The organism is Psychrosphaera aquimarina, assembly GCF_032461525.1.
GTDB classification, from domain to species: Bacteria; Pseudomonadota; Gammaproteobacteria; order Enterobacterales; family Alteromonadaceae; genus Psychrosphaera; species Psychrosphaera aquimarina.
On the sequence record NZ_JAWCUA010000010.1, the window covers coordinates 681,321 to 693,816 of the forward strand.

19 protein-coding genes, 1 tRNA gene and 1 pseudogene are annotated in these 12,496 nt (G+C 37.7%); 13 read left to right on the top strand and 8 right to left on the bottom strand.

The window, feature by feature from the left end; genetic code table 11:
• Positions 1-11 precede the first annotated feature (11 nt).
• From fdx to RT723_RS15105, 5 genes are all read left to right on the top strand, one after another.
• The gene (gene fdx, locus RT723_RS15085) at positions 12-350 is read left to right on the top strand and encodes an ISC system 2Fe-2S type ferredoxin (protein ID WP_105053455.1); all 339 of its coding nucleotides are present in this window, start codon (positions 12-14) and stop codon (positions 348-350) included.
• A 90-nt stretch (positions 351-440) separates the two neighbouring features.
• Entirely contained in the window at positions 441-836 is a 396-nt protein-coding gene (locus RT723_RS15090) for a DUF2750 domain-containing protein (RefSeq protein ID WP_315947908.1), read from the top strand.
• A gap of 86 nt (positions 837-922) precedes the next feature.
• On the top strand, positions 923-1,390 hold the full coding sequence (locus tag RT723_RS15095) for an NYN domain-containing protein (protein WP_315948545.1): 468 nt from the start codon (positions 923-925) through the stop codon (positions 1,388-1,390).
• Between the two features lie 41 nt (positions 1,391-1,431).
• On the top strand, positions 1,432-1,845 hold the full coding sequence (locus RT723_RS15100; protein ID WP_216053660.1) for a DUF1801 domain-containing protein: 414 nt from the start codon (positions 1,432-1,434) through the stop codon (positions 1,843-1,845).
• Positions 1,846-1,888: 43 nt separating this feature from the next.
• Positions 1,889-2,398 (top strand): GNAT family N-acetyltransferase, encoded by a 510-nt coding sequence (locus RT723_RS15105; protein ID WP_216053661.1) that lies wholly within the window; start codon positions 1,889-1,891, stop codon positions 2,396-2,398.
• On the opposite strand, the gene RT723_RS15110 is transcribed toward RT723_RS15105, so the two are convergent.
• The 4 genes from RT723_RS15110 to RT723_RS15125 all read right to left on the bottom strand — a co-directional run bounded on the left by RT723_RS15110 (position 2,395) and on the right by RT723_RS15125 (position 4,653).
• Positions 2,395-2,721, bottom strand: a complete 327-nt coding sequence (locus RT723_RS15110; RefSeq protein ID WP_315947911.1) for a hypothetical protein — start codon at positions 2,719-2,721, stop codon at positions 2,395-2,397. The two genes, RT723_RS15105 and RT723_RS15110, sit on opposite strands and share 4 nt — an antisense overlap.
• Positions 2,722-2,732: 11 nt before the next feature.
• Complete coding sequence (locus RT723_RS15115; RefSeq protein WP_315947913.1) at positions 2,733-3,086, bottom strand: hypothetical protein; 354 nt, start codon at positions 3,084-3,086, stop codon at positions 2,733-2,735.
• A gap of 48 nt (positions 3,087-3,134) precedes the next feature.
• A complete protein-coding gene (locus RT723_RS15120; RefSeq protein WP_315947914.1) occupies positions 3,135-3,656 on the bottom strand; it encodes a peroxiredoxin in 522 nt (173 codons plus the stop codon).
• 181 nt (positions 3,657-3,837) lie between these two features.
• Entirely contained in the window at positions 3,838-4,653 is an 816-nt protein-coding gene (locus tag RT723_RS15125; protein ID WP_315947916.1) for a putative RNA methyltransferase, read from the bottom strand.
• Between the two features lie 165 nt (positions 4,654-4,818).
• Here RT723_RS15125 and RT723_RS15130 point away from each other — a divergent pair.
• Positions 4,819-4,895 (top strand) — tRNA-Trp (locus RT723_RS15130).
• 485 nt (positions 4,896-5,380) lie between these two features.
• Positions 5,381-6,373 (top strand): transposase, encoded by a 993-nt coding sequence (locus RT723_RS15135; RefSeq protein WP_315947917.1) that lies wholly within the window; start codon positions 5,381-5,383, stop codon positions 6,371-6,373.
• Positions 6,374-6,600: 227 nt separating this feature from the next.
• Here the strand turns inward: RT723_RS15135 and RT723_RS15140 are convergent, their stop codons facing one another.
• Positions 6,601-6,723, bottom strand: a complete 123-nt coding sequence (locus tag RT723_RS15140; RefSeq protein WP_315947919.1) for a phage integrase N-terminal SAM-like domain-containing protein — start codon at positions 6,721-6,723, stop codon at positions 6,601-6,603.
• A 980-nt stretch (positions 6,724-7,703) separates the two neighbouring features.
• Positions 7,704-7,928, bottom strand: a pseudogene (locus RT723_RS15145) (IS110 family transposase); the annotation flags it as partial.
• Between the two features lie 485 nt (positions 7,929-8,413).
• Between RT723_RS15145 and RT723_RS15150 the strand changes: the two are divergent.
• The 3 genes from RT723_RS15150 to RT723_RS15160 all read left to right on the top strand — a co-directional run bounded on the left by RT723_RS15150 (position 8,414) and on the right by RT723_RS15160 (position 9,978).
• Positions 8,414-8,881, top strand: coding sequence for a YHS domain-containing (seleno)protein (locus tag RT723_RS15150; protein WP_315947921.1), 468 nt, complete (start codon positions 8,414-8,416; stop codon positions 8,879-8,881).
• Positions 8,882-9,050: 169 nt separating this feature from the next.
• Positions 9,051-9,230, top strand: coding sequence for a DUF6435 family protein (locus RT723_RS15155; RefSeq protein ID WP_315947922.1), 180 nt, complete (start codon positions 9,051-9,053; stop codon positions 9,228-9,230).
• A gap of 136 nt (positions 9,231-9,366) precedes the next feature.
• Entirely contained in the window at positions 9,367-9,978 is a 612-nt protein-coding gene (locus RT723_RS15160; RefSeq protein WP_315947923.1) for a DJ-1/PfpI family protein, read from the top strand.
• Between the two features lie 71 nt (positions 9,979-10,049).
• Here RT723_RS15160 and RT723_RS15165 read toward each other — a convergent pair whose 3' ends face one another.
• Entirely contained in the window at positions 10,050-10,268 is a 219-nt protein-coding gene (locus RT723_RS15165; protein ID WP_315947925.1) for a DUF2798 domain-containing protein, read from the bottom strand.
• 287 nt (positions 10,269-10,555) lie between these two features.
• On the opposite strand from RT723_RS15165, the gene RT723_RS15170 reads away from it, so the two are divergent.
• The 3 genes from RT723_RS15170 to rimI all read left to right on the top strand — a co-directional run bounded on the left by RT723_RS15170 (position 10,556) and on the right by rimI (position 12,182).
• The gene (locus RT723_RS15170) at positions 10,556-10,987 is read left to right on the top strand and encodes a GNAT family N-acetyltransferase (protein WP_315947927.1); all 432 of its coding nucleotides are present in this window, start codon (positions 10,556-10,558) and stop codon (positions 10,985-10,987) included.
• A gap of 197 nt (positions 10,988-11,184) precedes the next feature.
• Positions 11,185-11,715, top strand: a complete 531-nt coding sequence (locus tag RT723_RS15175) for a hypothetical protein (protein WP_315947929.1) — start codon at positions 11,185-11,187, stop codon at positions 11,713-11,715.
• 5 nt (positions 11,716-11,720) lie between these two features.
• Positions 11,721-12,182 (top strand): ribosomal protein S18-alanine N-acetyltransferase, encoded by a 462-nt coding sequence (rimI, locus tag RT723_RS15180; protein ID WP_315947930.1) that lies wholly within the window; start codon positions 11,721-11,723, stop codon positions 12,180-12,182.
• A 99-nt stretch (positions 12,183-12,281) separates the two neighbouring features.
• Here the strand turns inward: rimI and RT723_RS15185 are convergent, their stop codons facing one another.
• A complete protein-coding gene (locus RT723_RS15185) occupies positions 12,282-12,482 on the bottom strand; it encodes a DUF2061 domain-containing protein (protein ID WP_216055027.1) in 201 nt (66 codons plus the stop codon).
• Positions 12,483-12,496 lie beyond the last annotated feature (14 nt).

The following is a 12,496-nucleotide window of genomic DNA, read 5'->3' on the forward strand; positions in this document are numbered from 1 at the left end:
AGATTAAAAACATGCCACAAATTATATTTTTGCCAAACGAAGATCTTTGCCCTGACGGCGCTGTTGTAGAAGCCAAAAAAGGTGAAACTGTTTTAGATGTTGCTTTAAGAAGTGACATTGACGTTGAACATGCATGTGAAAAAGTATGTGCTTGTACAACTTGTCATATGATCATCCGCGAAGGTTTTGATTCACTTGATGAAAGTGATGAATTGGAAGACGACATGTTAGACCGTGCGTGGGGATTAGAGCCTGAGTCACGATTAAGCTGCCAAGTGATCATCAAAGATGAAGATTTAGTGGTAGAGATTCCAAAATATACCGTGAATCACGCCAAAGAAAACCACTAGTAATTCACTCAGTTAGGCGTATAACTTAGCTATATTTGGTCTTTTTAGTCATTATTAAAGCAAGCCTAGGCTGAGCTTTTAAGGAATCGTATGAGCAGTCAACCATTAGAATCAAGTCGAAAAACCGAAATACTTAACTTTGATGCTGAACAAAGATGTAAGTACTTGTTAAAACAAGTAGTGGCCAATCAACAAGTATGGATTTTAACCGATGAACATGGTTCTGTCATGGTGACCACAGATGAAGAAGATTGTATTCCTGTTTGGCCAAATGAAGAGTTTGCACAAATGTGGGCGACTAACGAGTGGGAAGGATTTGAACCTAAAGCTATTCCGTTAACTCAGTGGCACAAGAAATGGACTAGCGGTTTGGAAGAAGATGAATTGTCAGTAGTTGTATTTCCATTACCAGACGATGAAGGTGCTGTTTTATATCCAACTGAGTTGGATGATGAAATTAAACAAATGGCAAATAAGGTCAAATAGTGGAAGATTCAGATGCGCCATTTGAATATGAAGAGCCAGAAGGTTTTGATAAAAATGCTCCGGTAGTAGATACCAGCAAAGATGGGATGCGCAAAATAGGCATATTCGTCGATATTCAAAACATTTATTACACCACCAAACAAGGGTTTAACCGTCAGTTTGATTACCGCCGCTTTTGGCAAGAGATCAGTTATCTTGGTGATATCCAAATTGCCAATGCCTATGCCATTGCCAGCAATAATGACGGACAACGTAAATTCCAAGACGCGCTAAGGCATATAGGGTTTGAAATCAAACTTAAACCTTTTATTCAACGTAGTGATGGTAGTGCCAAAGGCGATTGGGATGTGGGGATTACGGTTGATATTATGGAAGCTGCAGAGCAGTTAGATCATATTATTTTATTATCAGGCGATGGCGATTTTGATCTGTTGATGCACAAAATAAAAGAAAAATACCAAGTCAAAACCCAGGTATTTGGTGTGCAAAAATTAACGGCGCAATCACTTATTAAAAGTGTTGATCTGTTTACCGCCATTGAACCCCTTTGTTAAAGTAATCATAAGAGCAACAAAGGAAAAAGTAAGGATTCAAGATGACGGATAGCCGAAAACATAAGTTTGACCAATATCCGCCATTGGTCAAACCGGTTTTAGAGTCCTTACGGCAAATGATTTATAACCTTGTGTTAGAGCTGAACTTAGGTGAAATAGAAGAAACGTTAAAATGGGGAGAACCTAGTTTTAACGTTAAAAGCGGTAGCCCAGTGAGAATCGATTGGAAAGACTCAACACCGGAAAATTATTATGTATTTGTAAATTGCCAAACTAAGTTAGTAGACACGTTTAGAGAGTTATACTCAGACGTATTGCAGTTTCAAGGTAACCGCGCCATTATTCTTAACCTGACCGAAGCAACAGATGAAAAGATTAACCATGCACTTAAACATTGCTTAGCCTTGGCGTTAACCTATCAAAAAGTAAAACACTTGCCATTGTTAGGTGCATAACCTCGGCTTTAATGTCATATCAAGGTTTAAAGAGTAAAAACGCATGATCACACTTAGACATTTTAATACCTCTGACGTTGGTCAGTTAGTGACTTATTTAAATGATAAAGAGGTGACTCAATACATTACAGGGGCTATCCCTTCGCCTTATACAAACGCCGATGCATTTTGGTGGATTGAACACGCTAACCAATCTGAATACATTCAAGCGATTGAATACCAAGGTGACTTTGTGGGTTGTATTTCTGCCACCGTCGGGCAGTTTGAATACGCAAACAGTGCAGAGTTAGGTTATTGGATAGGCAAAGGCTTTTGGAACTTAGGCATAACCACAGAAGCGGTGAAACAGTTTTGTGAGTTACTGTTTAACACCAATAAACTAAACAGATTATATGTCTCAGTGGTGGCGCAAAATATAGCGTCTGTTAGGGTATTAGAGAAAAACGGTTTCCGCTGTGAAGGAATATTACAAAGTGCCTCTTGTAAGCTTGATCCTGTCACAGGGGAGAAGCAATATTATGATGAATGTTTAATGGCTATGGTGAGTCGTTAATAATACACAGCTTCAAATAAACAATTTTCAATTGGCGAATTATTTTTTTGAGATTTGATAACAAGATGATCCGCTTTTTTCTCTCCTGAGTAGGTTTGTATTTTGGTTTCATTTATTGCTAAATAACCGGTTTTAAACTCAATAAAATCAAGCTGTATTCGGTTATTTATTAAAGTGTATTTTCCAGTATGTTTTCGATAGCTATTCTTTAATAGCTTGCCCTCACGATAAAGTTCTACCTCAAGTATAACCTCGCCACTTCGACGAAACTCTAGCGTTGCATCAACTGAATCACCATTAACAAAACATGAAATATCGCCCATGATAGGTGGCATTATTTTTGGTAACCGTTTCGTAAATATAGGCCAAAACTGTCAGGTGAATAAAAGTGATTACCTTGCGCAAACTGGTAATAACTTGGCGTGGGGAATTCAGATTCTTTGAGTATATTTTCAATGATTGGCAGATCAGCTGGCGCTGCAACGACAGGATGAGTTGCGATAGCGGTATCGCTAAACTCTGCTGGAATTTCAGCATTTACATGTTCAACATCATAACCTAGGTTAATTAATTTTACGGCCACCTCATCAACGGACTCTTGAGGATAACCATTGTTAAATAAATAAACCGTTTTATTAGTACAACCAGTTAACAATAAGATTGCAGTAATAAAAACGGTTAACTTCAAATGATTCAACATATAAATATAGGAACTAGGTTAGTTTTTTTATCTATTTTATATTTTTTCAAATCCAAGTCTACCCATATGTTGCGCCATATCTTCAGCCGACGTTTTAGGACGAACATTACGGTCAATCATGACAATCTTACCCGACTTATCAATATAGAAAGTATGACGTTTTGCATACCCCATAAAACTCACACCATAGGCTTCTGCTACATCGCCGGTTGGGTCACTTAACAGTGGGAAATCGGCTTTAGTTTCTTTGGCAAACTCTATGTTTTTAGACAACTCGTCAGTACTGGCCATAAAGTATTGAGCGTTAAATCCCTTTAATAAATGCCCATTATCAGCCAATGACTTACATTCAATGGTACAGCCTGATGTGAATGCTCTTGGAAACCAAGCCAACACAATGCTTTGCTTGCCTTTAAAGTCTGACAGTTGATAGGTTTTACCATCACTGGCCTGCAGCTTAAAGTTAGGTGCTTGATCGCCAACAGAAAGCTCAGCAGTGGCTAAGTTACTGAATAACAATAAGCTAATAGTAATAAATAACGTGATTAATTTGTTCATGAATTTTTCCATGTTTAAGGTCTATGTTGGTAAGGTTAAGAACGTCTTTATATACGTTCTCATTATTAATTTGGTTCACAAATATTACAGACACAACAAGTTAACCTGTATTGGTGGTTTTCACAACGGCCGCTATTAAAAATACAGCGCTAACTTACAGAGCGTGCACAATGACTATACGTTAAAATTTTGCCAAAACAAATTGGTTTAGGGTAAAGCTCAAGGTCAATTGAAATGGTAATTGTGATAACAAACTTTGTTTATTTTGCTCAGATATCTTCCAGCCAAAAGGCGTCATGGTTAACAAGTTTTCAATATCAACCTTGTTGTCCAATACAATGACTTGTTCAATATCAAGTTGAACCGCCAGCTCAAATCCATCAGGTGGTGTAGCCGCATCATGAAATTGGGGTGTGTCGTAGATGATTTGTTTTAACTCTATTAGATGTTTCGCGCCTGGGGAAACCGACAATATACGACCTTGTTCTGTTAAAACACGCTGGCATTCTTTACCTACTAAAGGCGCAAATACATTCACTATTAAATCAGAGAAGTTATCGCTAAATGGCGTATGTGAATTGGTTGCAACACAGTAGTGCACTTGTTTGTTTCTTTTCGCGGCATACTTAACGGCAGACTTAGAAATATCCACACCATACACATTAGTATCAACAACCTGGCTTTGGATACTGTCTGTGTAATAACCTTCACCGCAGCCTAAGTCGATAATATTATTGTGCGGCAATGTTAATAAGGATTTCACCAACGCTTGACGTAAAAAATCATAATGACCCAATGATAAAAACGCACGACGCGCTAACACCATATTTTTATCGTCACCCGGTTGCAGAGAGTTTTTTAACTGCACGGGCAATAAATTTATATATCCCTCTTTGGCATAATCAAACATATGTTTGTTTTCACACACAAGACTATTGTCTGTTTTTAACAGTTGAGTGAAACAAATCGGGCAGCTAAATTGAGGAAGTTTGGTCATGATATAAGTTTTTAAGCTAGTTTGGACGGCATTATAACCGATCAAAACCCGGTTAGTTGGTGATTTTGCCTAATAAAACAGCGTTCGAGTCATAAAATGAAAAAATATTTAAAATTGGTCTTTACCTTAAGCCGTTGCTAAGTATAATTGGCGCAACTTCGATGCAGGGGCGTAGTTCCAATTGGTAGAACAGCGGTCTCCAAAACCGATGGTTGGGAGTTCGAGTCTCTCCGCCCCTGCCAATTCGAAGTTAAAATTAGCCGCGTAAAGCGGTTTTTTTGTGTCTGAAATTCAGGTGCTAATTGGTAGAACAGCGGTCTCCACTCTCTATAAAAGCAGCGATGGTTGGGAGTTTGAGTATCGAAGCGCCTGCCAAGTTACTTCTTCTATGTATCATATTTCTTAAATTTCATTTTCAAAAGCTAATTTTCTTTCTTACTTAATAATCATATTTTAATTCTAAGTTTATTTGATTCCTGAAATTCACTATTTCACCTGACGGCGAGTTACCTTTTTTCAACAGCCAAAAAACGTAACCCAAAAAGGCCGCTTCCAACAATATTCTATTCCTCAATAAAATTAAGTTTTATCTTCAAAAGCGGGATGTACATTCGTCCCTGAACGAAATAACAAGGCCGAAATAACAAGGCCACCCACCTCAATTTGACAGTTATTTAAACTGCGCTAGACTTATTTGTACCTATATTGGTACGGTGAGTGTTTTGTTATGCCTAGACCAAGAGAATTTCAAATTAGCTTATCGGATACGCCGTATTATCACTGTATATCTCGTTGTGTTCGCAGGGCATTTTTATGTGGTGAAGATAAACAAACCCATCAATCTTATGAGCACAGAAGACAATGGGTAGAAGATAAGCTGTTATTTCTCCCTCAAATATTTGCTATTGAAGTCTGTGCTTATGCAGTCATGAGTAACCACACACACCTTGTATTGCATGTAAATGAACAGCAAGCACTTAACTGGAATACAACAGAAGTTCTAACTCGTTGGCATAAGGTGTTTAAAGGCACATTACTGACACAAAAATATCAGTCCTTAGCAGAAAATGAACGTGATACGTTAAGTCAATCAGAGCTTCTAGCCATAGAGCAAACCACCGTTATTTACAGAAAACGCCTAATGGACATAAGTTGGTTTATGCGCGTGTTAAATGAAGGTATAGCAAGACAAGCGAATAAAGAAGATAACTGCACAGGGCGATTCTGGGAAGGACGTTTCAAATGCCAAGCCCTCTTAGATGAGTCAGCCTTACTTGCCTGTATGGCATATGTAGATTTAAACCCAGTAAGAGCCAAAATAGCAACCACACCAGAAAACTCTAATTACACCAGCGTAAAGCAACGCATTAAACATATAATCCAAAACCAACAACAACCAAGCACATTAAAACCATTTGTTGGTAACTCAAGAAAAGATATGCCAAACGGTATTCCTTTTGAACTAAATGAATACATAGAATTAGTAGAGGTGACAGGACGTTGCATAAGAGAAGATAAAGCAGGGCATATAAACAACAACCTACCAAGTATACTCACACGCTTAAGCATAGAGCCTGAGAGCTGGTTAATAATGACCAAGCAATTCACCAAAGTATTCCATGGTGCAGTAGGTAATGAGCATGTATTACAAAACTTCAGTGAGAACTTACAACTAAAACGACGACCAAACTTATCGAGTTGTAGAAGATTGCTAGCTTAATACCCAAAAAAGCCTGTAAAAAAAATAACCAAAAAGACAAAATATCAAATCAGAATCCACTGAGATAAGTGCATATCTAGCATTCAACCCAAAAGTTAAAACAAGCCAAAAATACGAGTAAAAGCGTAGAATTACACTCAATATTTCAAATTAAACTTCGATTAAAAATCTAGAACTTATTTTAAATTTACAAATTGATTAAGTTTAATTTAAAGTGGGTGGCAATGTTATTTATAAAAATGAATATAAGCGGCAATCCAACTCAAATATGTTTCGATAGATGATTTGGCGTAATGTTTACGGTACATACATTCGATAATGCTGTTTAAAAATGGCGATCTTGTTTTCATTTACCCACCCCTGTAAAGCTGTATTTATATACAGTGTTGGGGGTTCCTACCAAGTCAAGAAAACAGGAATAATGCCCATCCTTGGGGGATCACAAAAAACCGAGTTGTTACGTAACAAAGGTGTGGTAAATGATGTAGAGGTTTGATATTAATAGTGAAAATAAATAAGAGGAACCGCGTTGTCAGAAACTTAGGCAATCGTCCTCTGATTAAATTGTTAAGCTATGAGGAGTACATCTATGAGGATAATGCTACAAAGAAAAACCGCCTTCGTTTGGCTTCTAGCCGGAACTTGCGTTCTTCTTCTTGTTCCGTTTTTCGCTATGCAGTTCACCAGCGAAGTTCACTGGACGAGCTTTGACTTCCTGGTTATGGGAACATTACTACTTTTTGTAGGTAGCCTGTTGATTATCCTAGCTCGGAAAGTTTCCGCAAGACATTTTCCAGTCTTGGCGATTGTAGTTTTACTGGGTTTTTTCTATGTTTGGGCCGAGTTAGCTGTCGGCATATTTTTTTCATTCGGCAGCTGACACTCTCTGGCGCTTAACAAGCGCAGCCACAGCGACGGCTTTTCGTTACGGCTGCGCCTACACTACAAAGCTGCGCGTGTTATGGTATGACTCCCCACGTCAAGTTAAAAACACAGATCTCTCTTAATCTTTTAAGCCTTTAATAGTCAGTTTTTTTTCAATTTTAAGTTGAGTTAACGTATTAGATGAAGCAAGTAATTTCGTCGGTTTTCATGCTGGTATTCGTGGATTATTAACCTTTCAGTTAACAGCGCCTACCTTACTTATTCCGTCGTGACACCTATCTTCAGTCTATGTTCGTGGTTCAATCAATATTTCTATTCATTGCCATCCTAAGGCTACCGCGTCCTGCTATCGCCCCTCACCTACATCCATGTAGGCAACGCCCTCGGTGGTTGTGCCACATCCGATGCTTGATCTAAGTACGCTAACTCAAAAACGGTTTTCATTTTATGCTGGAACCCTTGCAATACGTAGTTTCGGATTAATAGGGGTTAGTACCACTTCTCTTGATATTGCCCATATATAGGCGATCATTTCCCGAGCAATTGCCGTCACAGCGACATTGTAATGTTTTCCTTTAAAGGTCAGTCGTTGGTATCGACGGCACAGCCTTAATTGTGCTTGCCATGCGATATCAATAATCTCTTTGGGTAATCCTTCTTGCCGTTTTTGAATCGATAGGGTCAGATCACTTTGATTTAAGTAACATTAAAAAATACAGCAACTCAAGTTCGGTATAATTCAAAATGTTAGTTATTTAATTCCAGCATCTAGCTTTTCCTCGAAACTCGTCTCTCGCAGCAAAAAATAAGAGGCATCCACTCAAATTATTCTAGTTAAATGTAAGAATAAACTGCTGAACATTATCAAAGCCATTAATATTTTTACAGCTTACAGCTTACAGCTTACAGCTTACAGCTTACAGCTTACAGCTTACTTTTTCTTTTCCTCGAAGCTCGGGACTCGCCCCTCGTAGCTAACGTCTTAAGAGTCGTTGATTTAGTTATTGAGTAATAGCTTGTAATAATAACGAGTACACGCAAATATCGTTTTTAAATAACCCCTTACCCCCATGCAAATAAAAATATAACGCCTACACTTTGAAAGTATTTTCCTAAATCCACGGTTTATTAAAGTAGTTAATAAACGAGGTTCACATGACAAAATTAATTACGCGTACATTTTTACTTATTTCTGCATTATTTAGCTTTTCGTCCATGGCCGCAGATGATGCGATTAGCACTGGGATTTTTAATGATCTTGCTATTGATGGATACGACTCGGTGGCTTATTTCACGGTAAACAAACCCGTTGAGGGCAGTGACAAGTTTGAGTTAACTTGGCGGGATGCGACTTGGCGTTTTTCTAGCCAAGAGAATTTGGAGTTATTTAAACAAGCGCCAACTAAGTATGCACCTCAGTATGGTGCTTATTGTGCTTGGGCTATGTCTGGCGGTAAAACGGCCAGTGTGGATCCTGAGGTTTGGCATATAGAAAATGGCAAATTATATTTAAACTACAACAAGTCGGTTCAACAGGAATGGTTTGCTAATATGGAGAGTGACATTGTATCGGCGGATAAATTTTACCCTGAAATTACCAATGTTAAAAAATACCAAGATTAACTATCCAGACTAACTACTCAAGTAAGTAAGGCTAAATAATTAGGTTTGTTTAGCTTTACTATTTCAATCAGTTAATGACGTTGTAAATTAACTACGGTTTTAACAAATCCAAAACATCTTACTTTACGTATAACCTTACAATCATCCACTTTAACAGTAGTTATTATTTATGTTTTCATTTTTTAAAAAAGACCCAACCAAAAAGCTGAATAAGTTGTACGACCGTAAACTTGAAGAAGCTATGCTCGCACAACGCAATGGTAATATTCGTGCTTATGCGATGATCACAGCTGAAGCTGAGAAGATCAGAGAGCAGATACTTGAAATAGATCCGTCTAATAAAATTTAATTGCTTCTGTTTAGTATTGAGCCTTCAACTTAACTTGCTTATTCCGCCAGGTTTCATTAATTAGGTTAATTAATTATAAGGTTATTTATAGTTAGCCTGATAGATTAATGACCTAGCTAAAGACGGAGTAATTACATTGAATGTTGGTATTTATATTTACGATGATGCAGAGGTACTAGACTTTTCTGGGCCTTTTGAAGTGTTTTCCACTGCCAATAGATTATCGAATCCCCAAAATGTTTTTAATGTGTTCTTAGTTGCAGAAAACTCGGGCACTTCAAGTTCTTCCAACATTACCTTGCCTATTAAAGCTAGAGGTGGGTATAACGTCCTGCCACATTATGATTTCACTAATCACCCAAATATAGATGTATTGATTGTTGTGGGCGGTGTGCATACACACGAGCTCAACAAAGCTGCGGTTATTAACTGGGTAGCACAACAAGATAAATCGGCTAATGTAGTCGCGTCGGTTTGTACAGGCGCTTTTATCTTGGCACAAGCCGGTGTATTAAATGGACTTAATGTTACGACTCATTGGGAGGATATCAACGACCTACAACAAGCTTATCCAAACTTAACCGTTATAAGCGGTAAACGTTGGGTTGATGAAGGTAAATACATTACGTCCGGTGGTATTTCAGCGGGGATAGATATGAGTCTGCATTTAGTATCCAAACTGGTAAATATACAGCTTGCAGAAAATACCGCTAAGCAAATGGAATTTGATTGGCGGAAGAATGAATGAAACGTTGTGGCTAGGGCAGGCCTCAGTCGTTCTTAATTATATGGAGTGACGGAGGCCTACAATAGAAATAATTAAGAAGTGATTTTATGCGCCAACTTAAAGCCTAAATTACCCACTACTAAAGATAAACAAAATGCGATTGGCCAGGCAATAATAAAGTGTTTTGTCCAGGTGATAAGCCAAAATATTGTAAAGCCAAGTTCAAAAAAACTGAAAATTCCAGTCATTAAAAATGCCATCATTAGAGATATGAAAAACTGTGCGAAGATAATTGTTTTTTTGTTTTGCATGATTGTCATCCAAGTTTTGGATGGTGGATGAAAAAAAATTTACACCAGCACCATCCTAATTAAAGGTTAGTGCCGTGGGTTCGCGGGAGCGACTTCATCTCGTTTTAACGAGGACTGGAATAACCTAACCAGCCTAAAATCTTTTCGACTCGCGCATAATATTCGATGTAGCTTAATTAGTAAAGCGAGCTCATGTTTCCATTTTATAAGCTGTACACCCTCAAAATATATTTGTTAATATCAGATTTCGCGGCTGCACAAAGTACTCGATTAATGAAAGGAATATTATGATTGTAGAAAATGTGCTTCCTGAATATTTTGCAGAATTGTTAAATATCTGGGAAAACTCAGTCCGAGCTACTCATGACTTTATAACAGAAGAAGACATTGAGTTTTTTAAACCCATTATCATGGAACAAGCCTTTCCAGCCGTTAGCTTAATGTGTGTAAAAGATGAAAGCGGTACAATTTTAGGTTTTGTGGGATGCCACAACAACAAGATTGAAATGTTATTTATCGATGATCATGTAAGAGGGCTGGGGGTTGGTAGTGTGTTATTGCAATATGCAATAACCAATATGGGCGCAACGAGTGTCGATGTGAATGAACAAAATCCTTTAGCGGTAGGTTTCTATCAACATAAAGGGTTTACCGTGGTTTCACGTTCGCCATTAGATGATATGGGTAAACCATTTCCAATTTTACATATGAAGTTATAAGTACCGGTTACCTCAACCGTATTAGACAGTAGTTGCGCTTAAGGCTAATAATCTTAAGTGCTCCCGTCTTACTTTATAAAATTGATATAAGCTTTACCTAACTTATAACAATGGCTTTAATCGTGTTTTCCCATTCCATTAAAAGTTGAATTCAATTACTATCTAAACGTCATTTATTTTATCTTGAGAACGTCATTTTGTATTCGTCATTACAACAGCAATGTTTAGTTGAATTAGGGGTTACTCCTTATGATCTTAATGACCAATATCAGCAATCGGATGATGCCACAGAGACACTACAGACACTTCAACCTGCAAACGTTGCAAGTACGCAACCTACAAGTCCTCAGCTTACAATAGCTAGACCTCAAGCGACTAAAACAGCCCTTGCCGATAATCCTGTGGACTTAAGTGAAACTAAAGCAGAAGCGCCGACCGTGGTTGATTATTGGAAAGACTGTTCGCCTAAACTGATAAGTGATTTAGCGGTGTTGTTTCCGCAGATGCAATTGTCGGTTATGGCATTTAACCATTGCTTGGCACAATTAAAAGACCAGTTATATTGGAATATTGCTCCAAAAGCGCAAGTACAATATGTGCAAATGGAATCGATAGATCAAAATATAATGATCACATCACCTTTACCAAACGAATTAAGTTTGTCACAGAAAAAAGAATTGTGGTTATTACTGCAACCACACACTGCTCAACAAAACACAGAAAGTTAATTACCGTGGCAAAAATACAGATTTTAGAATTAACCTATGCCCATATCCCTTGGTTAGTTGAAATTGATCAGCAAAGTCATATTTCCCCTTGGACTAAAAAAATATTCGAATCTAGCTTTAATGCCCGAAGCCATAATTTCTACTTGCAACAAGATAATGAAATCTTAGGCTATTATTTTGCCAGTTTTATTGTTGGTGAAATGACCTTAGAAAATATCTGTATCGCTCCACAACACCAAGGTAAAGGGTTAGCCAAAAAGTTGATGGCACACTTTATTGAGTACTCAAGGTTGTTAAATACAGAAGATATATTTTTAGAAGTAAGAGAGTCTAATACCAAAGCCATCAGCTTGTATGAGTCTTATAAATTTGAAGTGACGGGAAAAAGGAAAGAGTATTACTCAATTCCAAATTCGTCAGACAGAGAATCCGCCTTGTTGATGAAAAAATCCTTACTTTCTGATTAACAGGAGTGATTAATAGACGGCGATTAATAGACGGTAAGTAATAGAGAGTGACTAATCAGCTGTTTTAATAATGCAACTGGTATAAAAATACCAGTTACATTAACAATTCTGCGCTAATAATAGACGGTTCTTATTACTCAACTTATTCCAAAATTGTTCATGAAAATAATAAGCGACGGTATTTACTGCAGGTTCGATAACCGCAATTAATCCGCCAATCATGAGATCACCCGTTAAAGCATAAGTCACTGTAAAAGCAACAGAAAAGTGAGTGATTGCAAAGGTCGTTGTTTTAGCCATCGTCCATCTCCCCC